The organism is Mesorhizobium sp. LCM 4577 (assembly GCF_001854795.2).
Classification (GTDB): Bacteria; Pseudomonadota; Alphaproteobacteria; order Rhizobiales; family Rhizobiaceae; genus Mesorhizobium; species Mesorhizobium plurifarium.
On sequence record NZ_MDDU01000011.1, the window covers coordinates 46,946 to 72,957 of the forward strand.

At 64.0% G+C, this 26,012-nt stretch carries 27 protein-coding genes; 12 read left to right on the forward strand and 15 right to left on the reverse strand.

All coding sequences use genetic code 11. The features are described 5' to 3' along the window. Window positions 1-67: 67 nt before the first annotated feature. Window positions 68-1,069, forward strand: a complete 1,002-nt coding sequence (locus LCM4577_RS14045) for a D-glycerate dehydrogenase (RefSeq protein ID WP_040985920.1) — start codon at window positions 68-70, stop codon at window positions 1,067-1,069. Between the two features lie 4 nt (window positions 1,070-1,073). On the opposite strand, the gene LCM4577_RS14050 is transcribed toward LCM4577_RS14045, so the two are convergent. From LCM4577_RS14050 to dnaN, 6 genes are all read right to left on the reverse strand, one after another. Continuing rightward, window positions 1,074-1,487, reverse strand: a complete 414-nt coding sequence (locus LCM4577_RS14050) for an aconitase X swivel domain-containing protein (RefSeq protein ID WP_041001616.1) — start codon at window positions 1,485-1,487, stop codon at window positions 1,074-1,076. Beyond that, the gene (locus LCM4577_RS14055) at window positions 1,484-2,749 is read right to left on the reverse strand and encodes an aconitase X catalytic domain-containing protein (RefSeq protein WP_083354728.1); all 1,266 of its coding nucleotides are present in this window, start codon (window positions 2,747-2,749) and stop codon (window positions 1,484-1,486) included. Before LCM4577_RS14055 ends, LCM4577_RS14050 begins: the two co-directional genes overlap by 4 nt. Beyond that, complete coding sequence (locus tag LCM4577_RS14060) at window positions 2,746-3,234, reverse strand: GNAT family N-acetyltransferase (protein ID WP_041001618.1); 489 nt, start codon at window positions 3,232-3,234, stop codon at window positions 2,746-2,748. The genes LCM4577_RS14055 and LCM4577_RS14060 overlap by 4 nt, the downstream gene beginning before the upstream one ends. A gap of 4 nt (window positions 3,235-3,238) precedes the next feature. Continuing rightward, complete coding sequence (locus tag LCM4577_RS14065) at window positions 3,239-3,994, reverse strand: molybdopterin-synthase adenylyltransferase MoeB (protein ID WP_041001620.1); 756 nt, start codon at window positions 3,992-3,994, stop codon at window positions 3,239-3,241. 126 nt (window positions 3,995-4,120) lie between these two features. Beyond that, on the reverse strand, window positions 4,121-5,287 hold the full coding sequence (recF, locus tag LCM4577_RS14070; RefSeq protein ID WP_071071808.1) for a DNA replication/repair protein RecF: 1,167 nt from the start codon (window positions 5,285-5,287) through the stop codon (window positions 4,121-4,123). 25 nt (window positions 5,288-5,312) lie between these two features. Further along, window positions 5,313-6,431, reverse strand: a complete 1,119-nt coding sequence (gene dnaN / locus LCM4577_RS14075; RefSeq protein ID WP_040985915.1) for a DNA polymerase III subunit beta — start codon at window positions 6,429-6,431, stop codon at window positions 5,313-5,315. Here dnaN and LCM4577_RS14080 point away from each other — a divergent pair. Beyond that, window positions 6,430-6,648 (forward strand): hypothetical protein, encoded by a 219-nt coding sequence (locus LCM4577_RS14080; RefSeq protein ID WP_127236034.1) that lies wholly within the window; start codon window positions 6,430-6,432, stop codon window positions 6,646-6,648. The two genes, dnaN and LCM4577_RS14080, sit on opposite strands and share 2 nt — an antisense overlap. Here the strand turns inward: LCM4577_RS14080 and dnaA are convergent. The 5 genes from dnaA to LCM4577_RS14105 form a co-directional block, all read right to left on the reverse strand. Beyond that, entirely contained in the window at window positions 6,632-8,107 is a 1,476-nt protein-coding gene (dnaA, locus tag LCM4577_RS14085; protein ID WP_371410050.1) for a chromosomal replication initiator protein DnaA, read from the reverse strand. The genes LCM4577_RS14080 and dnaA overlap by 17 nt on opposite strands. 912 nt (window positions 8,108-9,019) lie before the next feature. Then, on the reverse strand, window positions 9,020-9,286 hold the full coding sequence (gene rpsT, locus LCM4577_RS14090; RefSeq protein WP_040985913.1) for a 30S ribosomal protein S20: 267 nt from the start codon (window positions 9,284-9,286) through the stop codon (window positions 9,020-9,022). A gap of 210 nt (window positions 9,287-9,496) precedes the next feature. Next, window positions 9,497-10,270, reverse strand: coding sequence for an enoyl-CoA hydratase (locus LCM4577_RS14095; protein ID WP_071071810.1), 774 nt, complete (start codon window positions 10,268-10,270; stop codon window positions 9,497-9,499). Window positions 10,271-10,323: 53 nt separating this feature from the next. Beyond that, the gene (gene mutM, locus LCM4577_RS14100) at window positions 10,324-11,214 is read right to left on the reverse strand and encodes a bifunctional DNA-formamidopyrimidine glycosylase/DNA-(apurinic or apyrimidinic site) lyase (protein ID WP_041001624.1); all 891 of its coding nucleotides are present in this window, start codon (window positions 11,212-11,214) and stop codon (window positions 10,324-10,326) included. After that, window positions 11,207-12,445: a phosphopentomutase gene (locus LCM4577_RS14105; RefSeq protein ID WP_071071888.1), complete on the reverse strand. Its 1,239-nt coding sequence runs from the start codon at window positions 12,443-12,445 to the stop codon at window positions 11,207-11,209. Before LCM4577_RS14105 ends, mutM begins: the two co-directional genes overlap by 8 nt. Window positions 12,446-12,619: 174 nt before the next feature. Between LCM4577_RS14105 and LCM4577_RS14110 the strand changes: the two genes are divergently transcribed. Continuing rightward, window positions 12,620-13,513: a phosphate/phosphite/phosphonate ABC transporter substrate-binding protein gene (locus LCM4577_RS14110; protein WP_071071890.1), complete on the forward strand. Its 894-nt coding sequence runs from the start codon at window positions 12,620-12,622 to the stop codon at window positions 13,511-13,513. 4 nt (window positions 13,514-13,517) lie between these two features. On the opposite strand, the gene LCM4577_RS14115 is transcribed toward LCM4577_RS14110, so the two are convergent. The 3 genes from LCM4577_RS14115 to LCM4577_RS14125 all read right to left on the reverse strand — a co-directional run bounded on the left by LCM4577_RS14115 (window position 13,518) and on the right by LCM4577_RS14125 (window position 15,342). Further along, window positions 13,518-14,144 carry a TadE/TadG family type IV pilus assembly protein gene (locus LCM4577_RS14115; protein ID WP_071071812.1) on the reverse strand — a complete coding sequence of 209 codons (627 nt, stop codon included), beginning with the start codon at window positions 14,142-14,144 and terminating at the stop codon, window positions 13,518-13,520. Between the two features lie 41 nt (window positions 14,145-14,185). Next, on the reverse strand, window positions 14,186-14,779 hold the full coding sequence (locus LCM4577_RS14120; protein WP_052457954.1) for a TadE/TadG family type IV pilus assembly protein: 594 nt from the start codon (window positions 14,777-14,779) through the stop codon (window positions 14,186-14,188). A 140-nt stretch (window positions 14,780-14,919) separates the two neighbouring features. Then, the gene (locus tag LCM4577_RS14125; protein ID WP_040985908.1) at window positions 14,920-15,342 is read right to left on the reverse strand and encodes a pilus assembly protein N-terminal domain-containing protein; all 423 of its coding nucleotides are present in this window, start codon (window positions 15,340-15,342) and stop codon (window positions 14,920-14,922) included. A gap of 347 nt (window positions 15,343-15,689) precedes the next feature. On the opposite strand from LCM4577_RS14125, the gene LCM4577_RS14130 reads away from it, so the two are divergent. The 9 genes from LCM4577_RS14130 to LCM4577_RS14170 all read left to right on the forward strand — a co-directional run bounded on the left by LCM4577_RS14130 (window position 15,690) and on the right by LCM4577_RS14170 (window position 24,864). Further along, window positions 15,690-15,890: a Flp family type IVb pilin gene (locus LCM4577_RS14130; RefSeq protein WP_040985907.1), complete on the forward strand. Its 201-nt coding sequence runs from the start codon at window positions 15,690-15,692 to the stop codon at window positions 15,888-15,890. Between the two features lie 162 nt (window positions 15,891-16,052). Then, on the forward strand, window positions 16,053-16,571 hold the full coding sequence (locus LCM4577_RS14135; protein ID WP_040985906.1) for a prepilin peptidase: 519 nt from the start codon (window positions 16,053-16,055) through the stop codon (window positions 16,569-16,571). 198 nt (window positions 16,572-16,769) lie between these two features. Further along, window positions 16,770-17,582: a Flp pilus assembly protein CpaB gene (gene cpaB, locus LCM4577_RS14140; RefSeq protein WP_071071813.1), complete on the forward strand. Its 813-nt coding sequence runs from the start codon at window positions 16,770-16,772 to the stop codon at window positions 17,580-17,582. Next, the gene (locus LCM4577_RS14145) at window positions 17,579-19,105 is read left to right on the forward strand and encodes a type II and III secretion system protein family protein (protein ID WP_071071814.1); all 1,527 of its coding nucleotides are present in this window, start codon (window positions 17,579-17,581) and stop codon (window positions 19,103-19,105) included. Before cpaB ends, LCM4577_RS14145 begins: the two co-directional genes overlap by 4 nt. Window positions 19,106-19,119: 14 nt before the next feature. Next, entirely contained in the window at window positions 19,120-19,851 is a 732-nt protein-coding gene (locus LCM4577_RS14150; RefSeq protein WP_071071815.1) for a CpaD family pilus assembly protein, read from the forward strand. A 30-nt stretch (window positions 19,852-19,881) separates the two neighbouring features. Beyond that, complete coding sequence (locus LCM4577_RS14155; protein ID WP_198541047.1) at window positions 19,882-21,165, forward strand: CpaE family protein; 1,284 nt, start codon at window positions 19,882-19,884, stop codon at window positions 21,163-21,165. 30 nt (window positions 21,166-21,195) lie between these two features. Next, the gene (locus tag LCM4577_RS14160) at window positions 21,196-22,689 is read left to right on the forward strand and encodes a CpaF family protein (RefSeq protein WP_040985901.1); all 1,494 of its coding nucleotides are present in this window, start codon (window positions 21,196-21,198) and stop codon (window positions 22,687-22,689) included. Window positions 22,690-22,820: 131 nt separating this feature from the next. After that, on the forward strand, window positions 22,821-23,834 hold the full coding sequence (locus tag LCM4577_RS14165) for a type II secretion system F family protein (RefSeq protein ID WP_071033399.1): 1,014 nt from the start codon (window positions 22,821-22,823) through the stop codon (window positions 23,832-23,834). A 13-nt stretch (window positions 23,835-23,847) separates the two neighbouring features. After that, window positions 23,848-24,864 carry a type II secretion system F family protein gene (locus LCM4577_RS14170; RefSeq protein WP_040985899.1) on the forward strand — a complete coding sequence of 339 codons (1,017 nt, stop codon included), beginning with the start codon at window positions 23,848-23,850 and terminating at the stop codon, window positions 24,862-24,864. A gap of 270 nt (window positions 24,865-25,134) precedes the next feature. On the opposite strand, the gene LCM4577_RS14175 is transcribed toward LCM4577_RS14170, so the two are convergent. Next, window positions 25,135-25,962 carry a tetratricopeptide repeat protein gene (locus tag LCM4577_RS14175; protein ID WP_071071816.1) on the reverse strand — a complete coding sequence of 276 codons (828 nt, stop codon included), beginning with the start codon at window positions 25,960-25,962 and terminating at the stop codon, window positions 25,135-25,137. Window positions 25,963-26,012: the final 50 nt, after the last annotated feature.

Here is a 26,012-nt window from a genome sequence, read left to right on the forward strand (position 1 = left end):
AAAAGAGTAGGATCAGGACGGCGATTCAACGAGACGTCATCCTGATCCAGGAAGCTTCGGGGATAAAATGGCAGGCAAAAAACGGCCCCTCGTCGTCATCACGCGCAAGCTGCCCGATCCGGTCGAAACGCGCATGCGCGAGCTGTTCGACGCAAGGCTGAATGTCGAGGACCGGCCGATGACGCAGCCCGAGCTGGTTGCGGCGGTCAAGGAAGCCGATGTGCTGGTCCCCACCATCACCGACCATATCGACGCCGCGCTGATCGCCCAGGCCGGCGAAAACCTCAAGCTGATCGCGAATTTCGGCAACGGCGTCGACAAGATCGATGTCGCGGCGGCCGCCAAGAAGGGCATCACCGTCACCAACACGCCGAATGTGCTCACCGAAGACACCGCCGACATGACCATGGCGCTGATGCTCGCCGTGCCGCGCAGGCTCGCCGAAGGCGCCAATGTGCTGACCGGCGAGAAGAAATGGGCCGGCTGGTCGCCGACCTGGATGCTCGGCCGGCGCATCTGGGGCAAGCGGCTCGGCATCGTCGGCATGGGCCGCATCGGCACGGCGGTCGCCAGGCGGGCCAAGGCCTTCGGCCTGTCGATCCACTATCACAACCGGCACCGCGTGCTGCCGGCCGTCGAGGAGGAGTTGGAGGCGACCTATTGGGAAAGCCTCGACCAGATGCTGGCCCGCATGGACATCATCTCGGTCAATTGTCCCTCGACGCCGGCGACGTTCCACCTTTTGTCCGGTCGTCGCCTGGCGCTGATGCAGCCTTCGGCCTACCTCGTCAACACCGCGCGGGGCGACATCATCGACGAGGACTCGCTGGTCAAGCTCATCCATGACGGCAAGATCGCCGGCGCCGGCCTCGACGTCTACGAGCACGAACCGGCGCTGAACAGCAAGCTGCTGAAGCTCGCCGCCAAGGGCAAGGTGGTGCTTTTGCCGCATATGGGTTCGGCCACGCTCGAGGGCCGCATCGACATGGGCGAGAAGGTGATCATCAACATCCGCGCCTTCTTCGACGGCCACCGTCCGCCGGATCGTGTGCTGCCGCTCAGGACCTGAGGCTTTAAACGGCTATGGTAACGGCGCCGTCCGCGCCAACTCTCACCGCGGCTCCGCGATAGGCATCGAACGCGCCGCGCTCGAGCCGTATTGCCATGGGCGTTTCCCAGCCCATTTCCCGCGCCACGATCAGGCCGAGCAACAGGATGGCGTCGGGCTCGTGCAGCACCAGGGCGGCCGGCGCCCGGCCGTTGTGGACGAGCTCCATCAGCACCGCCGAAGCGGACGACGAGCCGATCGTGCCGGGCAGGAACAGCACCCGGCCGGAAATGACTTCACCGTGCTGCGGATGGCGGACATCGGCGATGCGGCCAGTTTTGGGGTCGACGCCGCCCCAGAAGCTGATCGGCGCCGTCAGCACCAGCGCCTCGCCTTCGCCCGCCTTGCCCGGCACCAGGATTTCCGCTGCCGCGCTCATGCGGCGATATCCGTGAAAACCGGCTTGCCGAGGACCGCGCTTTCGACGCAGTCGGCGAGCGAGGCGTAGAGCACCGCGTAGCCGGTGTTGCCCGGCGCGTAATGCGCGAACTTGCCCGAATTGGTCATCAGCACGCCATTGCCGAGCTCTGGGCCGAGCTCCGGCATGATCGGCGTCACCACCACGCATGTATCGGCGACGATGACGACCCCGCACGCCTCGAGCCTTTTTCGCCGGCCGTCCCGCTCCAGCTGGGCGAGCGCGTGGCGGCCGGTGCAGGCATAGATCGGCACCGCAAGCCGCCGCCCGGCGATCAGCCGTTCCAGGCTGTCGAACTCGGCGTTCGACAGATGCGGGCTGCCGATCGCCACCGCGTCGATGGTCTTGGTCGCCGCCGCGGTCGACAGGCCCGCGCGGGCCTTGGCGACCATCTCAGGCGTCACGCGGATCACCGCTTCCGGCTCCGGCCCGGCCAGGATGGCTTCGACGTCGGGAGCCTCGGGCGTGACGCCCGCAATGTGGAAAAGGCCCACCGCGCCCGACGATGCGGCCGCCGCGCCGAAGGCTTTCAGCGCGTCTTCGCCGGGATGAGCGGCCACGCCGGCGACGACGCCGATCGCGTTGCCCACCTCGCGGCCATAGAGGCTGCCCAGGACAGGCCAGGCGATCTCCGAGGCGAGGAAGGATGGCGACAGGCCCGAGACATCGAAAACGAGCCTTGCCCGGCGGTTTTCGGGCCGATGCAGGCCGTAATCCGGCGCGCGGCCGACAATCGCGCAGGCAATGTCGAGGAAATCACCATAGCGGTTGGTGCGCGCGCCCAACACCGAATTGCAGAAGACGACCGCGTTGGACTCGCCCCAGGCGACGTCGCTGCCCAGCGCCGGCCTATGCCCGGCCTGGTAGGGCGCGCAGGTCCAGCTCTGCTCGCAGCCGAGCTTGCGATAGGCCTCCATCATCCGTAGCGCCATGCCACGCTGGGGCTCTTCCAGGCGGATGCGCGAGCAACCCATCAGGTCGAGCGCCCCGACATTGAGCGTCGAGCGCACCGCGACCCGCGCGCCGCCCTCGACCAGCTTCTCCGCGAACAGCGTGCCGGAATCGCCATGATAGAGAGCGCCGTCGATATGCGTGGAGGCGATCGGGATGAGCCGCGGCGCACCGAGCAGGCGGGCGCTTTCGGCGACGATGCGCATCGCTATGCCCGCGCCGTCCCGGCGGGCGGCGATCGCCTGTTCTTCCGGGCTGAGCGAAAGGCTCATAGAAGCACCTTGCGCATGGTGATGGAGGTTGGCCTGTCATAGCCCGCATGCGCCGTGCGTTCGCTCTCGCGAAAGCCAAGCCGGGCGAAGGCTGCATGGTTTGCCGTCAGTTCGATGCGGGTCTGCAGCTCGATCGCATCCTTGCCGCGTTCGCGGGCGAGATCCTCGACCGCCCGCATCAGCCGGGCCCCTATGCCTTGGCCCTGCAGCCGCGGCTCGACCGCGAGCTTGCCGACATAGAAATCCTGCGCCCGTTCCAGCGCGAAGACGCAGCCGACGACGCGGCCATTCTCGATCGCCAAAAACCCGGCTTCCCGTTTCGCCTTCTCGGCAAGGGTATCGGCGGTCAAAAGATGCGCCGACGACGGCGGGTCGATGATGCCGTCCATATAGGCAAAGGCGCGCCGGATCAGCGCGAGCAGATCGTCCCATCGGTCGAAATGCGCCGGAAGGCCGGTTATGGAGATGCCGACGCTCTGGTCCATGCGCTCAGACGGCCTTGTAGCGGATGGTGTCGAAACGGGCCGTGAGGCCATCGTAGAGCAGCAGTCGGCCGATCAGCGGCTCGCCTATGCCGGTGATCAGCTTGATCGCCTCCATCGCCTCCAGCGTGCCGATGACGCCCGTCAGCGCGCCGACGATGCCGGCAACGGCGCAGGATGGCACCAGCCCTTCGGGCGGCGCTTCCGGGAACAGGTCGCGATAGCTCGGATTGCGCTTGCCGTCGGCGCCTGTCTCGAACGGCTTCAGCACCGTCACTGAGCCGTCGAAGCGGCCGACGGCGGCCGTGACGAGGGGTTTCTTCTCACCGGCGCAGGCATCGGCGGCCGCGTAGCGTGTCTCGAAATTGTCGGAGCCGTCGACAACGACATCGTAGCGCGCGACGAGGGCAGGGGCGTTCTCCGCCGTCAGTCTCAGGCGATGCGATTCCACCGTGACGTTGGGGTTGATGCGCATGATCGCCGCGGCGGCACTGTCGGTCTTGGCCATGCCGATCGTGTCGCTGCCGTGGATCACCTGCCGCTGCAGGTTGGACAGCGAAACCGTGTCGTCGTCGACGATGCCGAGCGTGCCGACGCCGGCGGCCGCAAGGTATTCCAGCACCGGCGCGCCGAGCCCGCCGGCGCCGATCACCAGCACCCGCGACCGTTTCAGCTTCTGCTGGCCCGGCCCGCCGATCTCCGGCAGCACGATGTGGCGGGCATAGCGTTCGAGCTCTTCGTCGGTCAGGGCGGCGTCGATCATAGCCGAACCATATCGCTCGCGCAGAGCCTTGTCAGTAAGCGCAAGGCGAAGCCTTGTGGTCCACACGCAAGGCGAAGGTTTGGCATGACGCGAGGCAAAGCCTCGTGGCGCAGCGCGGAAATGRCTTCAAGGGCTGGACGTCAGCCCAACGCTGCCGTGATCGACCGTCAGGAACTGTGCCCGGCCGGCAAGGCTCGAAAACAAGGCGGCATCGGTGCCGGTCATGAAGGCCTGGCAGTTCAATTCTTCCAGGATCGAGAACAACGCCGTGCGCCGGCCCGCGTCGAGATGCGCGGCGATCTCGTCCAGGAGAAGGATCGGCGTCAGTCCCGACATCTCGCCGGTCAGCCTGGCATGCGACAAAACGATGCCGACCAGCAGCGCCTTCTGCTCGCCGGTCGAGCACAGTTCCGCCGGCATCGACTTCGGCCGGTGCCGCACCAGGAGATCGGAACGATGCGGGCCGTCGAGCGTACGGCCGGCGGCGCGGTCGCGCTCGCGGCCGTTGGCAAGCGCGCGGCGGAAGCGCTCCTCGACGTCGACGGCCGGCGCGACGGCGACCTCGCTCTCCAGGTCGCCGGCAAGGCTGATGTCGGCCTGTGGAAACGGCCCGCTGCCGGGCAATCTGTCGATCATGGCGGCGAGCAACCGCACCAGCTCGGCCCGTGCCGCGGCGATCGCCACCCCCGTCTCGGCCATCTGCGTCTCGATCGCCTCGAACCAGGCGCCGTCGCGCGAGCCTTCGGTAAGCAGGCGGTTACGGCCTCGCATGGCCTTCTCATAGTCGAGCGCGCGCTGGCCATGGCCGGGGTCGATCGCCAGCACCAGCCGGTCGAGGAAGCGGCGGCGGTCTCCCGCAGGCCCGGGAAACAGGCCGTCCATAGCCGGCGTCAGCCAGACGACCCGCAGCCATTCCAGCATATCCTCGGCCGATCGCGTCGGCGCGCCGTTGATCCGCACCTTCCTGCCGCCTTCGCCGGCGGCGTCGCCGCCGGATATGCCGGTGCCGATCTCGACCTGGCCTTCCGGCCCCTCGATGCGCGCATGCAGGGCGAAGCCGCCATCGCCGCCTTCGCGCGCCACATCCGCATAGGGCGCGCGGCGCAGGCCCCGGCCAGGTGTCAGGAACGAGATCGCTTCCAGGAGATTGGTCTTGCCCGCGCCATTGTCGCCCGACAGCACCACAGCGCCGGGCGCAAGGTCGAGTGAAAGCGCCGCGTAGTTACGGAAATTCGTAAGTGTTAGCTTACTTATATAGCTTTGCTGCCGAAGCTGTTTCGCATCCGCGGTCACGGCGACATATACGCCTGTCCCGGACCTAGACCCGCATCGGCATCAGCACATAGAGCGCGGTTTCGTCCGCCATGTCATGGATCAGCGTGGGCGAACCGGCGTCGGCCAGCATGAACTTGGCCTCCGAGCCGGTGAGCTGGGCGGCGACGTCGAGCAGGTATTTGGCGTTGAAGCCGATCTCGATCGGGTCCGACGAATAGTCGGCCGCCAGTTCCTCGGTGGCGCTGCCCGAGTCGGGGTTGTTGACGGCTAAGGTCAGCTGGCCGTCATTGATCGACAGTTTCACCGCCCGGCCGCGTTCGGAGGAAATGGTCGAAACGCGGTCCACCGCCGCGGCGAAGCTCTGGCGGTCTATGATCAGCTTCTTGTCGTTGCCGGTCGGGATGACGCGCTGATAGTCGGGGAAGGTGCCGTCGATCAGCTTCGAGGTCAAAACGACGCTGCCGATGGTGAAGCGGATCTTGGTGTCCGACAGCTCCGTGGTCACCGCCACATCGGGATCGTCGACCAACTTCTGCAGCTCGCTCACCGTCTTGCGCGGAATGATGATGCCGGGCATGCCCTCGGAGCCTGCCGGCGCGTCGATCTCGGCACGCGCCAGGCGGTGCCCGTCGGTCGCCACCGAGCGCAGCTTCAGCTTGCCGCCGACTTCAACGGTGTGCAGGTAGATGCCGTTGAGATAGTAGCGCGTTTCCTCGGTCGAGATGGCGAACTGGGTCTTGTCGATCAGCCCCTTGAACGCTGCCGATTCCAGCCGGAAGATATGCGAGAAGGAACCGGCCGAAAGCTCCGGGAAGTCGGATTGCGGCAGGCACTGCAGACGGAAGCTCGAACGGCCGGAGGTGACGGTCATCGCGTTGCCGTCCTCGTCCGTCTTCAGCATCACCTCGGCGCCGTCGGAAAGCTTGCGCACGATGTCGTAGAGCAGATGCGCCGGCACCGTCGTCGCGCCGCCGCGCTCGACTTTGGCAGGCGTCGCCTCCGTCACTTCGAGGTCGAGGTCGGTGGCCTTCATCTCGAGGCTGGCGCCCTCGGCGCTGAGCAGCACGTTGGACAGGATCGGAATGGTGTTGCGCCGCTCGACCACGCGATGGACGTGGTTGAGGGACTTCAGGAGATTTGACCGTTCCAGGATAACACGCATGACCAAACAGGCTCGCTTCAAGAATGAACGGGTTACCGGCAGGCGGCATCCCGCGAAAGCCCTGAAAGGCTTCCAGAATCTCTGTAAGCTGACAGTAAAAAGCCTGCGAACGCAAGCCCGCGGCACCGGTTACGGCCGGCAGCGCGGGCTTTCTGGGGATAAAGCCGGCGAAGCGCGCCGCCGGCTATTTCTGCGCCCCCTCAGGCCTGGTCGTTGATCAGCCTTCTGAGCAGTTCGAGTTCCTGCGCCAGCGTGTTGTCCGCGCCCGAAAGGTCCTCGATCTTACGCACGGCATGGAGCACCGTCGTGTGATCGCGGCCGCCGAAGCGCCGTCCGATCTCCGGCAACGAGCGCGGCGTCATCACCTTCGACAGATACATCGCCACCTGCCGCGGCTTGACGATCGTGCGCGTGCGCCGGTTGGACAGAAGCTCCGTCTTCGACACGTTGTAGTGACGCGCCACGATGCGCTGGATGTCCTCGATGCGCACCCGCTTCGGCTCGCCGGAGCGGTAGATGTGACCGAGGATCTCGTCGATACGGTCGATGGAGATCTGCGGCTCGAACGACTGGCGGAACAGAAGCTGGTTGAAGGCGCCTTCGAGCTCACGCCCGCTGCCGGTCACCGTGCGCGCGACGTGCTCCAGGATTTCGTCGGAGATGTCGAGCGAGGTGTCATCGGTCTTGGCGGTGGCGCGGCGCAGCTTCAGCATGCCGAGCCGCATGGCGAAATCAGGCGCCGACATTTCCAGCGCCACGCCTCCATTCAGTCGCGAACGCACGCGCGGCTCCAGCGATTCCAGTTCCGACGGCGGCCGGTCGGCCGCGACCACGACCTGTTTGGCGCTGTCGAGCAGCATGTTGATGAGGTGGCAGAATTCGTGCTGGATCGACTTGCCCTGCAGGAACTGCATGTCGTCGATGATCAGGAGATCGATGTCGCGCAGCTGCTCTTTCAGCGTCAGCGCATTGTTGTCGCGGATCGCGGTGGCGAAGCGCCACATGAAATATTCCGCGGTCAGGTAGACGACGCGCGACTTCGGGTTGTGCCGTAGCGATTCCGCCGCGATCGCCTGCAGCAGGTGCGTCTTGCCGAGCCCGACGGTCGCATGCAGGAAAAGCGGGTTGAAACGCACCGCGCTCGACTGCGATTCCGCCACCGCCCTGGCCGCGGCGAAGGCAACCCTGTTCGACGGTCCTTCGATGAAGGAGGCGAAAGTGTAGCGCGGGTCGAGAGGCGACCCCAGCACATTGTGGCGGAACTCCGGTTCCGCGGACGCGCCCGGGCGCGGCGCCGGCGCCCGTTGTTCCGCGCGCCCGGCGCTCGCGGTGCCGTTGGCGAGCGCGGTATGCGTCTGCTTGGTCATCTTGCGCGCCGGCGCCACCTCCGGCTCGACAGGGTTGCGCCCCTGGCGCGTGGCGGTGCGCACGACGATCTCGATCTTGAGGACGTCCGGATCCTCATGCCGCCACAGCTCCGCGATGAGCTCGAGGTAATGGCCGTTGATCCAGGACCGCAGGAAGGCTGTAGGCACGGAGATGCGCACAATGCCGCGGGATGCCTCGGCAACCTTCATGCGACCGAACCAGCTCGAATAGACCTCGGCTCCAAGACGCGCCTTCAACTGAGCCTTGACCCGTTCGAACTTCTGTTCCGCGTCGCTGGATACCGCCACGTCGCCCCCTTTGACAAAAGTTGCCGGAAATGGGAGCTCGCCCGCTATCTCCCTCTCGATGCCGCTTTGCATGATCAAAGTCCCTTGTCTTCTCGTACCCTTTTTCCACCGGGGATGCGCCTCCTGCATCCTTGATCCGGCGACCTCATTCAGCCGCGATTCATTGCCGCCGCCGGCAACGTCGTCGCAACTCGCGCAAGGGACCAGCTGCCGGCTCCGCACGCCGGCTTCCGACAAAGACAAGGCAATGCATCGCCCTCCGGCGAAAACGCCGGTGAGACATCGACTGCCATGTACAATTACGCCAGTCCCCTACCCGCACCGAAGAGACAAACCAAGCCGCACGCGGAATTGCTCCACGTCATGAATTCCGCCATTTTTTGCTGGCCGATTCAGGCTGGGTCAGGGGGCTAGAGCCCGTCCCTTCGATGGATGGACATTACCGAAATCGCTGTGGATAGGGCAAGGCCACATCTAACGGTTTTTTAACGAATCTGGTTACCGGACGGGGCTTGAAATCGGCTGTCGGGACGGCACGTTTTGACAAAGCCATTGTGATTCAAACCCTTTTCCGGCGAATATGAAAAAGGCCGCCTATAACGAAATATTCTGAAATAATTCTCTTGACAGCTACTTCTGCCCTGCTGCTCGAACGTGCGTTGAACAAGCTGTGGATGACCCGCCGTAAGTCCATGAAAAACCTACGGATTTCCTGGCAGGCAAATTTGGGCAGTTGCCGCGGGGAGGGCGTGCCGACGTCGGCGACGCTGAATATGCCGGCAAAACATTACTGGTAGTGGAATCGCGTCATAAGCGTTGCTCACGAGCAAACTTTTTAAGTACTTGCCGGCAAACGAAAAAACCCGGCCTGTACGGCCGGGTTCAGTATCGACGGAGTGAAAGAGGAGTCGGTCAGGCCGACAGCGTCTTGACCCGCTGGGCCAGCCGCGAGACCTTGCGCGAAGCCGTGTTCTTGTGGACGACGCCCTTGGTGGCGGCGCGCATCAATTCCGGCTCCGCCGCCTTGAAGGCTTCCACCGCCGCGGCCTTGTCGCCGGCGGCCAGCGCCTCTTCGACCTTGCGGACATAGGTGCGGACGCGCGAGCGGCGGTTCTTGTTGACCGCTGCGCGGCGGGCGATCTTGCGCGTTGCCTTTTTGGCCGAAGACGTGTTGGCCATGATGCCTCTCTTCTGATCTGGTGGGCGCCAGCGGGGTGCCGCAGGGCGCAAAAAAACAAACGGGCAGCCACAGGGCCGCCTCGGTTGGTGCGGCTTATAGTTCAGCTTTTCCGACGCGTCAACGCCACTGGGCAGTCTTTTTGGGCGGTCTTTTTGGCAGACTGAAAGCGCGGCGCGTCGTCATCCGCTTCAATCATCGGGCGGCATGGCCTAGCGGTTGGTGAAATTCGGCTTCCGCTTCTCGACGAAGGCGGCCATGCCTTCTTTCTGGTCGTCGAGCGCAAACAGCGAATGGAAAAGGCGGCGTTCGAAGCGCAGTCCCTCGGCGAGCGTCGTCTCGTAAGCGCGGTTGACGGCCTCCTTGGTCATCATGACCGACGGCAGCGAGAATTCGGCGATCTTCGCCGCCGCCTTCAGCGCCTCCTCGGTGAGCTCGGCGACCGGAACCACCCGCGATACCAGTCCGCTCCGCTCGGCTTCGGCCGCGTCCATCATCCGCCCGGTCAGGCACATGTCCATCGCCTTCGACTTGCCGACGAAGCGGGTCAGCCGCTGCGACCCGCCCATGCCCGGCATGACGCCGAGCGTGATTTCGGGCTGGCCGAACTTGGCATTGTCGCCGGCGATGATGAAGTCGCACATCATGGCCAGCTCGCAGCCGCCGCCGAGCGCATAGCCCGCGACCGCCGCGATGATGGGCTTGCGCGTCCGCGTGAGTTCCTCCCAGCCGACGAAGAAGTCCTGGCTGTAGGCGTCGGCGAAGGACAGCGCCTGCATCTCCTTGATGTCGGCGCCGGCGGCAAACGCCTTTTCCGAGCCCGTAAGCACCATCGCGCCGATGGCGGGATCGGCGTTGAACGCGCTCGCCGCCGCCAGGACCTCCGCGAGCACTTGCGAATTCAGCGCATTGAGCGCCTTGGGCCGGTTCAGCGTGATCAGCCCGACCTTGCCGCGTGTTTCCACGAGGATGGTTTCATAGGTCATGGTTCGCTCCTTCCGCGGCAGTGGGATGATCGATGATCGATACTGTTCCTAGCTTACCGCTGACAGGTCCGGCAATAGAAGGTCGAGCGGCCGCTCTGCACGATGCGCTCGATGTGGCCGCGGCAGCCCGGCTTCTGGCACGGCTCCCCCTCGCGATCGTAGACCGCGAAGGAATGCTGGAAATAGCCGAGCGATCCGTCGGCCTGGACATAGTCGCGCAGCGAGGAGCCGCCGGCGGCGATCGCATCGGCGATGACCGAGCGGATCGCCTCGGCGAGGCGCTCGCTTTGTTCCTTCGCCTTCTTGGCCGACCCGGCGATGGTGCCGGCTTCGCGCAGCGGCGAGAGCCCGGCGCGCCACAAGGCTTCCGAGACATATATATTGCCGAGCCCGGCGATCAGCCGCTGGTCGAGCAACGCCGCCTTGAGCGGCGATCTGCGATCCTTCAGCAGCGAGGCGAGCAGGGGGCCATCGAGCGCATTGCCGGTTGGCTCGATGCCAAGCCCCGCCAGCATCGGATGCGTGTCCGGCGGCCCTTCGGCAAACAGCATGAAGCCGAAGCGGCGCGGGTCGTTGAAGATGACGCGCGATCGCTCGCCCGTTGTCGAGGCCACGTCGAACACGACATGGTCGTGCGCTGCGCTTTTCGAGCGCTCCTGGTGGAAGGTGCCAGGGATATCGCTGCTTCCGGCAGCTTCGACCCGGAACGATCCCGACATGCCGAGATGACAGATGAGCACCAGGCCGTCCTCGATATGCATCGTCAGGTATTTGGCGCGCCGGCCAAGCGCCGTCACGGTCTTGCCGGCAAGCCGCTCCGAAAAGCGTTCGGGAAAAGGAAAGCGAAGATCGGGCCTGCGTGCCTCGACGTTGACGAGCCGCGCCCCTTCCAGGACCGGCTGCAGTCCGCGCCGAACCGTCTCGACTTCAGGCAGCTCAGGCATGGCCGCCTATCGTCGCGAGGAAGGATGTTCCATGGCGGCCGGTTGCCAGGCCGAGATGATCCGCGACGGTTTCGCCGATGTCGGCGAAGGTCGGCCTCAGTCCGATGTCGCCACCCTTCAGCCCCGGCCCGATGCCGATCACCGGAACGCGTTCGCGCGTATGGTCGGTGCCGCGCCAGGTCGGATCGTTGCCATGGTCGGCGGTAAGGATGAGAAGGTCGCCCGGCCTGATGCGCGAAAATGCCTCCGGCAGCCGGCGGTCGAAGGCCTCGAGCGCCGCGGCATAGCCGGCGACATCGCGCCGGTGGCCGAACTCGGTATCGAAATCGACGAAATTGGCAAAGACCAGGTCGCCATCGTGGGCATCGTCCATGGCGCCGAGCGCCTTGTCGAACATCGCCATGTTGCCGCCGGCCTTGCGCACTTCCGAAATGCCGCGATGAGCGAAGATGTCGCCGATCTTGCCGACGGCGATGACCTTGCTGCCGCGCCCGGTCAGCCGGTCGAGCAGGGTCGGCTCCGGCGGCGGCACCGCATAGTCGCGGCGATTGTGGGTGCGCTGGAACGTAGCGGGCGTCTCGCCCACGAATGGCCGCGCGATCACGCGCCCGATCTTCAAGGGGTCGACCAGCCGGCGCACCGTGAGGCAAAGCTCATAAAGCCGCTCCAGGCCGAAATGCGTTTCATGCGCGGCGATCTGCAATACGGAGTCCACCGAGGTGTAACAGATCGGCTTGCCGGTACGGATATGCTCCTCGCCGAAACGCTCGATGATCTCGGTCCCGGGCGCATGGCAGTTGCCGAGGATGCCCGGCAGCTGGCCTTCGCGGATGATCGCGTCGGTCAGTCCGGCCGGAAAGGCCGGCACCGTATCGGGGAAATAGCCCCAGTCGAAATGCACCGGCAGGCCGGCGATCTCCCAGTGGCCGGAAGGCGTATCCTTGCCGCTCGACACTTCCTGGGCGGCGCCGTGGAAAGCCGAGGCGATCGGCGGCGCGTCGGTGCCGGTTCTCGATCCCGTCGCGGTTTGCGCTGCCCGGCCAAGCCCGAGCGACATCATGTTGGGCAGGGCGAGCGGTCCGCTGCGCAGCCCTTCCCGGTCGGCGCGACCGTCGGCGCAGGCCTTGAATATATGTCCGAACGTGTCGGCGCCGGCATCGCCATAGCGCTCGGCGTCGGCGGCGCCACCGATGCCGAAAGAATCGAGAACGAACAGGAACGCGCGCGCCATGGGCATCTTTGTTGTCAGTGCTCACTGCCAGACATAAGGTTCCCCGGCGGTGTTGGCAAATCGGAAACCGAACCGCAACGGCTTGGCGCCATAGTTGCGGCGAGACGCGGATGCGGCGGGAGCGAAGCAGGTATGGCAAGGCGCGGCAGAACCGCGGCACGGCAGGCCGTGAAAATGTGCGCGGCCGCACTCGCGGCGTTCGGCGCCGCCGCATGGCCGGCACGCGCCGACTGGCGTGACGACATCGGTACGTTCCGCATCGGCATCGTCGCTGAACCGGGTGGCGGCAACACCATTCCAGGGCTCGCGCGCCTCACCGACGCCTACGCCAATGCGCTCGGCATGAAGGTCGAGTTTGTCGTCGCGCGCGACTATGCGGCGCTGATCGAGGCACAGGCGAGCGGGCGCGTGCAATACGCGGTCTATTCGGCTCTCGCCTACGCCACGGCTTCGGAGCGCTGCGGCTGCGTCGAACCTCTGGTGGCGCCGGTCGATGCCGACGGCGCCGTCGGCATCCGTTCCGTCCTGGTGACGCGCGACGGCAGGCTTCCGGACCTTGCCGCCATGGCTTCGCACCGGATCGCGATCGCGCCGGCCGACAACGTCGGCGGCGCGCTGCTGCCGCTGGCGGCACTGTCGGCCGAAGGCGTCAGGATCGCGCGGGATTCGCCCTTCCTGGCGCGCGCCGCTTCAGCCACCGCGGCCGAGACGATGCTGGCTGGCGGCGAGGCCGACGCCCTATTCGGCTGGGAGCCGGCCGCTGCCGACGGCCAACCCAGCCATTCCGACGGCACGGTCGCGCGGCTGGAGGCGGCTGGCATCGCCGAGGCGTCGCTTCGGGTGTTGTGGACCTCGGCCCTCTTGCGCTACGGGCCGCACGCCGTCCGCAGCGATCTCGACCCCGAGGCGAAACGCCGGCTGACGGTCTTCCTGACCAATCTCAAGTCACAGACGCCCGATGTGTACGACCTGCTGGAGCGGGCGCATTCCGGCGGTTTTACGCCCGCCCTGCCGAAGGACTACGCGATGGCTCTGGCCATCGTGCGACTGACAGGCGGCAAGGAATAGCAAGTCAGCAGTCGCTGCAAGGAATCGTCGGGCTCCGGCGAGGCCTCAGATAGTAAGTCTCGCTCATATTGATGTCGCTGAAGGTGGACAACAATCCAAGCGCCTTCTGATCCTTGTTATCCTTGTCCCACATGATGACGGGCGTATAGCCAAGGTCGCTTTCCACCCGGATCAGGAAAGTGTTGCGGATATTAAGCGTTGCCGGAACGGTAACGGGATCGCCCTTTTTGGCGCCGGCGCTGTATGTCGCGCCCACCAGCTTGCGCGACCACGCCACCGTCGCTCTAGGCGACGCCTCGTCCGACATCTGTATTGCGGTGATGATGATCGAGGGAGCCGAGCGGTTATAGGGCAAAAGCGTCGTGCCGCCGATCTTCATTATAGCGTCGAGGTTGGCCTTCACGACCGCCTGCTGTTGAGTTACGAGATCGGCCACCATGCTGCCGATGCGGCTGACCTTCTTGCTGGTCTCGATGGCCTGTGAGGCTTCCATCGTGATGAAATACATGATGAGCAGCACGGGCACGATAAAAGCAAACTCGATCGCCGCGACCCCGCGCCGATCGCGGACAAACCGCCTTGCTCGCGCCACGATGGCCGAAATCCCCCAATGTGCCCCCGCACGGTACATCCTGTCCTCCAAGCCGACGCAGTCTCAGTCGTCCACCGGCCTCAGTTGTCGTCGAATGGTTCGTTTTGCCAGGTCACGGACGCGAAATGCAGCGTGGTGCCGTCAGTGAAATTCTGCATCTGTTTGGCCAGCAGATCCGTCATCACCGGCCATTTGTAGAACACCCGTAGCATGTTGATCGATTCGGCCAGCCCTGGCGAAACTGTGAAGGTCTTGTCACCTCCGCCTTGCGTCAGCACGATGTTGTTGCCGTCTATTCTGAAGCCCGCCGTTGCCGCGTCCGCGAAGCTCGAATATTCGCGCAGATCAACGAACAATCCCGGGCAGTCCTGGGCCACAATGATTTCAAGCCTGCCGCAGATCAGCTGCTTGATCGAGGCTGCGGTGACATTCGTCTTCTGCAACTGTCCGGTGCGCAACTGACGGGCCACGTCATCGGTGACATTGGCCATCACCTCCTGGCCGGCGAACGAAATGCAGCTCTCGAGGATGGCGAAGACGAGAAGCGCGAACGGGATGGCCAGCAGCGCGAATTCCATCGCTGTGCTGCCGCGCCTGTCGCTGAAGAAGCCTGGGCGCGATCGGGCGTGCGCCTTGCTGTCCATGCCGTTGCCGGATGTGGCATCCTTGCTCATATCGCGTTCCTGCCGATCCCTTTGCGGTACCGTCGGCAAGGTTAGCGAAAACCCATTGAGGTCCGGTTTGGATGATCGTTAAATTCGCTGGGCGAGCTTTAAGCTGTCTTTAATGCCGGTGGGTTCGCCCCTCGCAGGGCTCAGTGTCCGGCGCTCATTTCGGCTTCGGAAGCCTTCTCGGCCTCGCTCTTGAATGCGCTCTCGCAATAGGGCGTGCACGACATGGTCTGGACTTCGGCGCGTCTGTAGATGCGCACCGAGGACGCGGCCTGTCGCACGACGGTCACCTGTTCATCGATGATCGGACTGCCGTCCGAATCGAGCACGACCATATTGGTGACGCCGAAGCCCTTGCCGGTGAGAACGATGGTCGAGGCGTCCTGCACGGAGGCGTCGGCGATCGCCGGATTGCCGATGACGACCGTGTCGGCCGCGCGTGACAATTTGACGATCTTTGCCTGGTTCATGGTGACTTCTATGCCGGCGCCGGCCCAGGCCGGCATGACCAAGGCGGCAGTTGCCAGCAGCGCGGCGACTGGAAACAGCGATCTCGACAACGTCATTGAAGCGCTCCCGGCGGGCAGATTCTTCAACGGAACATGAACGAGATTGGTGAAGCAACGGTTAAGCCGGCCACTGCATGATTAAGGATCGGCTTGCATGGTGGGTCATGCGTCGATGGCGGTTGCTGTTTTAGGAATATTGCACAAGCGCCGGTTTTCCGGGAGCCCGAGCTCCCTGGCGATGTTTAGGTCACGGTTAACCACGCAGCGCGTTCGCCACCGGAAAGGAATCGGTAAGGCTGTTTATTAAGCCGATTGAAACGGCTTCTCCCTAGATTTGCAGCATCCGATCAACCGCAAAGAGAAGTTGACGGAAGTGCTGTAACACGTGGAGTAGGAGCTCTCGAATGTCTAATCTCATTGCACGCTTCGTGAAGGACGAATCCGGCGCGACCGCCATCGAATATGGTCTGATCGCGGCCCTCATCGCGCTCGCCATCATGATGGGCGCTTCCCAGCTCGGCGGCGCGCTGAATGCCAAGTTCTCCGGCATCGCCAACACTCTTAATGGCGTCGCCGGCACCGCTGCGGCCCCGGCGGCCCCGTAACAGCCGCGGATAGCGCCTCTTCGGCAAATGAAGGGCCGCCCCAGGGCGGCCCTTCATCGTTGGATTAGCTCTCATGCGGACATGCGATTCGAACGGCGGCCCTCATCAATCGTTAATCCAATATGCCTAGGCTGACGCAGAGTTCATCGCAGGCGTCGCGTCATGATCGAAGCTGTAATCTTCGTCGTCTTCCCCTTCTGCATGCTCTTTGCGGCGATCTCGGACACGCTGTCGATGACGATCGCCAATCGCGTGCCCGTGCTTTTGGTGGCGACCTTTGCGCTGATCGCTCCGCTCACCGGCATGGATTGGGCGACCTATGGCTGGCACTTCGCGGCAGGCGCCCTGGTGCTGGCAGTGACATTCGGTCTTTTTGCGCTCGGCGGGATGGGTGGCGGCGACGCCAAGCTTCTGGCCGCGACGGCGGTCTGGATGGGCCTCAACATCAACCTGATCGGCTATCTGGTGACGTCGGCTTTCATCGGAGGCCTGCTGACCGTCGCAATCCTCGCTTACCGGAAATCGCCGCTCCCCATGTACACCGGCCACAACCGATTTCTGCGCCATTTCGCGAACGAGAGCGTCGGCGTCCCATATGGCATTGCGCTGGGCGCGGGTGGACTGATCACTTTCCCGGATTCGCCGCTGATGGTCTGGGCGCTGGGGAGGCTCACGACATAGGCATGGCGACATTGATGTCGGCGGTCACCAGGCGGCCAGGCCGCCTTTTTTGTTAACGGCGGGCCGTTCCATCCAATTTGAGTAAACCTTAAATTAATCACGATCGTAAGCATTGCATTAACCTTGTTTTGACGATTGCAGCTGCAAAGTCCGGCCTGGCGAGGTGGTTTGCCCACTAGGCGAAGGGGTTTCGGACGAATGCCAGCATCCCGATTGATTATTCTGGGCGTGGCTGCTGTCGCGGCGGGTGGCGCGGGCTATGTGGCGAAGAACATGGTCGTGGCGCCGCCGCCTCAGGTCGTCGTCGATGCGCCCAAGCAGCCGGCGATCGCATTGCAGGATGTGCTGGTGCTTTCAGGCGACGTGCCGATGGGCAGCCCGCTTGCCAACAACATCAGCTGGGAAGAATGGCCGGCCGATGGCGTCAACGCCAATTTCATCACCCGCGCCGCCGAGCCTGACGCGGTCGAAAAGCTCAAGGGCTCGGTCGCCCGCGTCGCCATGTATACCGGCGAACCTTTGCGGCGCTCCAAGCTGGTCGGCGAGGGGCAGAGCTTCATGTCGTCGATCCTGCCTTCCGGCATGCGCGCCGTCGCGACCGCTATATCGGCCGACACGTCCGCCGGCGGCTTCATCCTGCCCAACGACTTCGTCGACGTCATCATGACCCGCCGCGCCGACACCGGCAATGGCGGCAGCGGCTTCAACACCGAGACGATCCTCAAGAACATCCGCGTGCTGGCCATCGACCAGACCATCCAGGAAGACGAAGAGGGCAAGAAGACCAGGGTCGGCCAGACCGCGACGCTGGAGCTGACGCCGCAGCAGGCGGAGATCATCACGGTGGCGCAGCAGATGGCGGACCGCCTGACGCTCGCGCTGCGGCCGATCACCGACATCCACGAAAAGAGTACCGACGAGGCCGACTATCTGGTCAACGGCAATGGCCGGCGCGGAACGGTGCGGCTGATCAAGTCGGGCGAGGTTTCCGAGGTGGGAGCAAGGAAATGAGGCTCAACGGTAAACTGCTGCCTGTCCTGGCCGCCGTGGCGATCGGTTCCTTCCTGGTAGGCACCAGCGCCCCGGGACTGGTCGAAGCCAAGGCCGCGAGCGCCGGCGTGTCGGCTTCCGTCGCCACGCAGCGCGTCAAGCTCGGCCTCAACAAGTCCGTGGTCATCGACCTGCCGAGCGACGCCTACGACATCCTGGTCGCCAATCCGGCGGTCGCCGATGCCGTGACCCGCACGGCGCGGCGCATCTACCTGTTCGGCAAGGCGGTCGGCGAAACCAACATCTTTGTCTTCGGCCCCAATGGCGAGCAGATCGTCAGCTTGGATCTGGCCGTCGAGCGCGACGTCGCCGGGCTGGAGGATTATCTGAAGCGCTTCATCCCGTCCTCGCAGATCAAGGTCGAGCTTCTCAACGACAACGTGGTCCTGACCGGCATGGTCGACACGCCGCTCGATGCCAAGCGCGCCGTCGACCTGGCAACCATCTTCGTCTCCGGCGGTGAAGCGACGACGGGTCAATATTCGCAGACCGCCGCCGGCGGCTCGGTCAATGGCGGCGTCGACATCAACAACCCCGACCAGGAGCGCCGGACCTCCAAGATCGTCAACCTCTTGCAGATCATCGGCGACGATCAGGTGACGCTGAAGGTGACCGTCGCCGAAGTGAGCCGGTCCGTGATGAAGCAGCTTGGGGTCAACATGGTTGGCAATGGCGGCAGCAACGGCATCAGCTATAGCGCGGTCAGCGACAATTTCACGGGCTTGGGTAAGCAGCTATCGAACTCGGGCTTAAGCATCGGCAACTCGTCACTGATGGCCTACATCAATGCCATGGAGCAGTCGGGTGTCATGAAGACATTGGCCGAACCGACCCTGACCGCCGTCTCAGGCGAGAAGGCCACATTTAAGGTAGGCGGCGAATACAATATGGTGACCGGTGTCACGGCCAATGTGTCCACCGACAACCAGACCGGCCTAAAGAACTATACGACGGAAAAGATCGAGTACGGTATCGGTTTGGAGTTCCAGCCGGTGGTTCTATCGCCGGGTCGCATCAGCCTGAAAGTCAGGACAGCCGTCTCCGAGCCGACCACCGAAGGATCCGTGGCGCTTTCCTCCGGCGTGACGAGCCCCGGCACCAATATCCTGTCGTTGCGCAAGCGTCTTGCGGATACTACGGTCGAATTGCCCTCCGGCGGCTCCATGATGATTGCCGGTCTCGTCCGCGACGATGTCCGGCAGGCCRTCAACGGCTTGCCCGGACTGACAAAGATCCCCGTCCTCGGCACGCTGTTCCGCAGCCGCGATTTCGTGCGCAACGAAAGCGAGCTCGTCATCATCATCACGCCTTATCTGACGCGGCCGGTGGCACGCAACGACCTGGCCAAGCCGGACGACAATTTCAATCCGCCGAGCGACGGCGCCGGCATGTTCCTCGGCCGCGTCAACCGCGTCTACGGCACCATGCAGACCGACAGGCCGTCGGGCCGCTATCACGGCGTCGTCGGCTTCATCTACAAATGAGTGGGAATGCGGATATGTCCAAGTCAGCATCGAAGGTCGTGACGGTCCGGACAGCATCCGGCATCGCAAGGGTCCGCCGGCAGGTGGTTCCGGCGCTGGCGATCGCCCTTGCGGCGTCGCTCGCCGGATGCGCCAATCGCGACAGCATCACGGTCGGATCGGTTCCGGACGATTACCGCACGACCCATCCGATCGTCATCGCCGAGAAGAACCAGAAGATCGATCTGCCGGTCGGCGCCGGCGATCGCGGCATGACGGGCGCACAACGTGACACGCTGCTCGGTTTTCTCGACGGTTACGACAAGAGCGCCGCGCCGACCCTGACGATCGCGATGCCCGCCGGCTCCGCCAACGAAGTTGCCGCCCGCTCGGCAGGCCGCGATTTTGCCCGGCTCGCCATGGCGGCGGGCGTCAAGCGCAACCGCATCGTCATGACGTCCTATCAGTCGGCGGTGCCGGAAGCGTCCGCGCCGGTGCGCGTCGCCTTTGTCGCGGTGCGAGCACAGACCGACAAATGCGGCCGTTGGCCAGATGACCTGACGGAGACGTCGGAGAACAAGCATTATGCCGACTTCGGCTGCTCCTATCAGAATAATCTCGCGGCCCAGGTGGCCAATCCCAACGATCTGATCGGACCGCGTAAGCAGTCCGACATCGACGCGGAAAATCGCGGCGCGGTGATCGACACGTATCGCGCGAGGGGCATCTCCGACGAATTCCTCAGCAATTCTGAAGTGACGTACTGATCCGCGCCAGACGACGGAAAGAGCATGACGATGAGCAATCTTGCCTACGACACGCCCGCGGAGACCGGCGACCTTTCGCAGCAGGACATCGCCGCCATGCAGGCGTTGCGCCCGGTGCCGCGCATTTCGATCCAGGCCTTTTGCGAGACCGAAGGCGTCGCCAACCCCGTCGAACGCGCCGGCGAGGATCGCCGCATGGCCAAAGCCCATCTCAAGGTCCATATGGGCGGTATTCCGACCGCGATCGAGTTCTACCAGTCCGCGCCGACACCGAACCTGATCCTGCTGGAATCGCGCAGCGAACCGCAGCAGTTGCTCGAACAACTCGGCCAACTCGCGGAATATTGCGATCCGTCCTCCAAGGTCGTGGTCATCGGCCACTACAATGATGTCGGGCTTTACCGCGAGCTCATCCGCTCCGGCATTTCCGAATATGTCATCGCGCCGGTCTCGATGACCGACATCGTCAGCGTCGTGTCGTCGATCTTCGTCGATCCGGAAGCGGAGCCGATCGGCCGTTCGATCGCCTTCATCGGCGCCAAGGGCGGCGTCGGCTCCTCGACCATCGCTCACAATGTCGCCTGGGCGATGTCTTCCCTGTTCAAGTCCGAAGTCGTCATCGCCGATCTCGATCTCGCCTTCGGTACCGCCAATATCAATTTCGATCAGGATCCGGCGCAAGGCATCGCCGAGGCGGTGTTTTCGCCCGAGCGGGTCGACGAGGTCTATCTCGACCGTCTGCTCGCGCAATGCGCCGAGCATCTGTCGCTGCTCGCGGCTCCTTCCACGCTCGAGCGCGTCTATGATTTCGACCCTGAGGCCTTCGCGCAGGTCATCGAGACCGCCCAGCGTAGCGCGCCTTTGCTGGTCCTCGACGTCCCTCACATCTGGAGCGGGTGGACGAAGAGCACGCTGATCAAGGCGGATGAGATCGTCATCACGGCCACGCCCGAGCTCGCGAACCTTCGCAACACCAAGAACATGGTGGATATGCTGAAGCGGCTGCGTCCGAACGATCCCTCGCCGAAGCTGATCATCAACCAGACGGGCGTTCCGAAGCGGCCCGAGATCGCGGCTTCCGATTTCGCCGAACCGCTCGGCATCACGCCGATGGCGGTGATCAACTTCGAACCGCTGCTGTTCGGCAATGCCGCCAACAATGGCCGCATGCTCTCCGAGATGGACGCCAAGAGCCCCGTCGTCGCGACCATCAATGAGATAGCGCATGTGCTGACCGGACGCAGCGAAATCAAGACAAGGAAGAAGGCAGGCCTGGGCTCGATCCTCGGCAAGCTCTCGCGCAACAAGAAGTGACGCTGATTGAGCGGCATCGGGTAGTCGATCATGTTTGGTAAAAGAGGCACAGACGACGGCAAGCGGGCAACGCCTGAATTCCGTCCGCCGGCATCCGCTCCCGCCGCTCCAACGGGAACGATGACGGCCGAACGACCGGTCGCGCCGCCGTCCAGCGCTCCGGCCGCGCCGCCTGCGCGCCGCCCCGTCGAAGCGCCGCCCATGGCGCCGGAGCCGCCAAGAAGGGTTCAGCGCGAGCGCTCGGAGACCTACTACGACACCAAGAGCCAGGTTTTCTCCGCGCTGATCGATACGATCGATCTGTCGCAGCTCGCCAAGCTCGATCCCGAGAGCGCGCGCGAGGAAATCCGCGACATCGTCAACGACATCATCGCGATCAAGAACTTCGCGATGTCGATCTCCGAGCAGGAAGAGCTGCTCGAGGACATCTGCAACGACGTTCTGGGTTATGGGCCGCTGGAGCCGTTGCTTGCCCGCGACGACATCGCCGACATCATGGTCAACGGCTCCAAGAACGTCTACATCGAAGTCAATGGCAGGGTCGAACAGACCGGCATCCGTTTCCGCGACAACCAGCAGCTGCTCAACATCTGCCAGCGCATCGTCAGCCAGGTCGGCCGCCGCGTCGACGAATCGAGCCCGATCTGCGACGCGCGCCTGCCCGACGGCTCGCGCGTCAACGTCATTGCGCCGCCGCTGTCGATCGACGGCACCGCGCTCACCATCCGCAAATTCAAGAAGGACAAGCTGACGCTGGATCAGCTGGTCAAGTTCGGCGCCATCTCGCCGCAAGGCGCGGAAATCCTCAAGATCATAGGCCGCGTCCGCTGCAACGTCGTGATCTCGGGCGGCACGGGCTCCGGCAAGACGACGCTGCTGAACTGCCTGACCAACTATATCGACCGCGAGGAGCGCGTCATCACCTGCGAGGATTCGGCGGAACTGCAGCTGCAGCAGCCGCATGTGGTCCGTCTCGAAACCCGGCCACCCAATCTGGAGGGTGAGGGCGAGGTGACCATGCGCGACCTGGTCAAGAACTGCCTGCGCATGCGGCCGGAGCGGATCATCGTCGGCGAAGTGCGCGGACCGGAAGTATTCGACCTTTTGCAGGCGATGAACACCGGTCACGACGGCTCGATGGGGACGATCCACTCGAACAGCCCGCGCGAATGCCTCAACCGTATCGAATCGATGATCGCCATGGGTGGCTACTCGCTGCCGCAGCGCACGGTGCGCGAGATCGTCGTCGGCTCGATCGACGTGATCATCCAGGCGGCCCGCCTGCGCGACGGCTCACGCCGCATCACCCACATCACCGAAGTGGTCGGTATGGAAGGCGACGTCATCATCACCCAGGATCTTGTCCTCTACAACATCAAGGGCGAGGACTCGAGCGGCCGGCTGATCGGCGAACATGTGTCGACGGGCATCGGCCGCCCGCATTTCTGGGACCGCGCCCGCTATTATGGCGAGGAGCAGCGCCTCGCCACCGCGCTCGAGGCGATGGAGAAACGCGCTGACTAGAGCATTTTGCAGCCAAGTGGAACCAATTGGCGTCGCAGAAATGCGGCTGAAACAAACAGATAGCGCGGGGTGCCGACATCTATTCAGCGCATCCCGCTCTAACGCATCTGGAGGTGTAGGGGCCCCGGTCGATGTTTGGAATTGACACCACCGTACTGGCTTTCATCGTGCTCGCCGGCTTCAGCGCCGGCGCGGTGGCCTACGCTTTCCTGTTCACGCGCATCGATAACGAGAAGCAGGCCGGCAAGCGGCTTCAGACCATCAAGACCGCCGAAACCGACCGGTCTGTGGTGAAAGCCACGCGCGACCGCGCCGCGGAAGCGGTCAAGCGGCGCAAAAACCTCCAGGACTCCCTCAGGCAGCTCGACGAGAAGCAGAAGACCAACGACCAAAACGTCAGGAAGCCGCCGCTGAAGGTTCAGATCCGTCAGGCCGGCATGCAGGTTCCGATCGAGCGCTTCTACATGTATTCGGCCGTCTGCGGCATCGTGCTGACAGGCTTTCTCTTTTTCGCCGGCGCGCCTTTGTGGGCTCTGCCCGGAGCGCTGCTGGTGGGCGGCCTCGGCCTGCCGCGCTGGTTTGTCTCCTTTCGCCGTACACGCCGCGTCAAGGCCTTCCTGGAAGAGTTCCCGAACGCGCTCGACATCATCGTGCGCGCGGTCAAGTCCGGCCTGCCGCTCAACGATGCGATCCGCCTGATCGCCAACGAATCGCCCGAACCGGTCCGGTCCGAGTTCCGCCGCATCGTCGATTCCCAGCAGATGGGCATGTCGGTGCCCGACGCCGCCATGCGCATGTCCGAGACCATGCCATGCAGCGAGGCCGGCTTCTTCGGCATCGTCATCCAGATCCAGTCGCAGGCCGGCGGCAACCTGTCCGAGGCGCTGGGTAACCTTTCGCGCGTCCTGCGCGACCGCAAGAAGATGAAGGCCAAGGTCCAGGCGCTTTCGATGGAAGCCAAGGCATCCGCCGTCATCATCGGCGCCTTGCCCTTTGTCGTTGCCTTCCTCGTCTATCTGTCGAGCCCGAACTACATCATGCCGCTGTTCACCACCAATGTCGGCAACCTGATCCTCGGCTGCTCGGGTGTGTGGATGTCGATCGGCATCCTGGTGATGCGCAAGATGATGAACTTCGAAGTGTAGGGGCACGGATCCCGTGACAGAGCAGGTCGTAAAAACACTCACCGACCCTTCTTTCCTGATCGCGATGCTGGTCGGCATTGCCGTTTTTGCGACCGTCTTCACGCTCATGCCGGCGTTCGGCGGCACGTCGCTCAAGTCGCGCATGAAGACCGTGGCGATCGAGCGCGACAAATTGCGTGCCGAACAGCGTGCGCGGCTGGCCAATGAGGCCGACCGCCGTCGCAAGGGGCTGCGCGAGGAGCAGTCCATCGGCATGCGCAACATCGTCGACCGCCTGGATCTCAGGCGCGCCCTTGCCGACGAAAACACCGTCCAGAAGCTCAAGGTCGCCGGCTTTCGCGGCCAGAACCCGCTGACGCGCTTCCTGTTCTTCCGCCTCGTCCTGCCATTCGTCGGCTTTGCCTTGGCGGCCGTCTATCTGTTCGTGCTCGGCGGCCTGCCGCAGCAGCCGGCCTCCATCAAGCTGTTCGTCTGTGTCGTTGTCGCCTATGGCGGCTTCTACGCGCCGATCCTCTACGTCAACAACCGCGCGACCAAGCGTAAGCAGTCGATCCAGTTGGCATGGCCGGACGCGCTCGACCTGATGCTGATCTGCGTGGAATCCGGCATGTCGGTGGAAGCGGCCTTGCGCAGGGTTGCCGATGAAGTCGGCGCGCAGTCGGTGGCGCTTGCCGAGGAATTCGTGCTCACCAATGCCGAGCTGTCCTATCTGCAGGATCGCAAGATCGCCTATGAAAACCTGGCAAGCCGTACCGGCCTGGAATCGGTCAAGTCGGTGTCGCAGGCCCTGGTCCAGGCCGAACGCTACGGCACGCCGGTGGCGCACGCGCTGCGCGTGCTCGCCTCGGAAAGCCGCGACATGCGCATGAACGCTGCCGAAAAGAAAGCCGCGGCGCTTCCGCCGAAGCTCACCGTGCCCATGATCCTGTTCTTCCTGCCGGTTCTGTTCGCCATCATTCTGGGTCCGGCCGGCATCCAGGTCAGCCAGCGCGGCATCTTCGGCGACCAGCACAGTTCCTCGAGCCAGTAGCAATTCCAGGAAAAGTATCGGGCGGTTAAAGCATGTCACCCGAAAGTGGGACCCGGTTTTGGGATAAAGACATGCGCAAAATCAAAAACCTAAAGCGCATGGAGCGAATCTGAAGATCGCGACGCGCTTTAGGCTCGGCGACTTCGCCGCAGCGTTCCGTCTGGAATTGCGTAAAAACAAAGGGATAGAGCCGTCCCCTTCAAAAAGCCGCGGGGTCCGCGCGGCTTTTTGATTTCAGCGGGGGTCGATGCTTGGCAGCGCCCGCCGCGTTCAGTTCGTGGCGACTTTCGCCTTGTCCTTGTCCTGATCCTTCAACTGGCTCCAGGCGTTCTGCTGGGCAAGCATTTGCCGCAGATAGGCGATGTTGGCCTGCGCCTGCTCGGGCGACAGTTCCTGCGAGGCGATCTTCTCGGCCTCGTCGAAGCGGCCCTGCAACCCGACGACCAGCGCGAGGTTCTGCCGCACCCGGCTGTCGGCGCCGGGCTGCTGCGCGGCCGAGCGCATATAGGTCTCGGCCGTGCGCAGGTCGCCTTCGAGCACATAGGACATGCCGAGATTGGAGAGCACCGAAGGCTCGTTCGGCTTCAGTTCCAGCGCCTTGCGATAGTCTTGCCGCGCTTCGTCCTTCTGCCCCATCTGGTCGAGAATGGCGGCTTCCGCCGACACCAGCTTCCAGTCCGGATATTCGGGCGTCTGCGCGCGGCGCACGGCGTCGAGGGCGGGCTCGAACTGGCCGTTGGCGGCAAGCGCCTTGCCATAGGCGGCAAGCACGTCTCGATCCTTCGGATAGGCGATCGCCAGCTTGCGCATCACGGCCAGCGACTGGTCGGCATCGCCGTCCATCTGCAGCGCCGCCGCGAAATTTATCGCCAGGCGCTTGTCGTTCGGATTGTGGGCGTAGGATTGGCCGAGCCTGGACGTTGCGGTGTGCAAGTCGTCTGCCGACATCGTTTCCAGCGGCTTGCTGTCGGAACGCGAGATGGAGCCGGTGGTGAACTTGCTGGTGCTACCACAGCCCGCAACGCTGGCCGCCAGCGCCGCCGTGAAGACCGCGGTGATCATACGGTTGGCTGAAAGGTTGAACGCTTCGGTCGGCATCGGCGCCCGGTCTCCATTCCTGTGCGGCCATTGGTTGGCCGTCTTCCCTC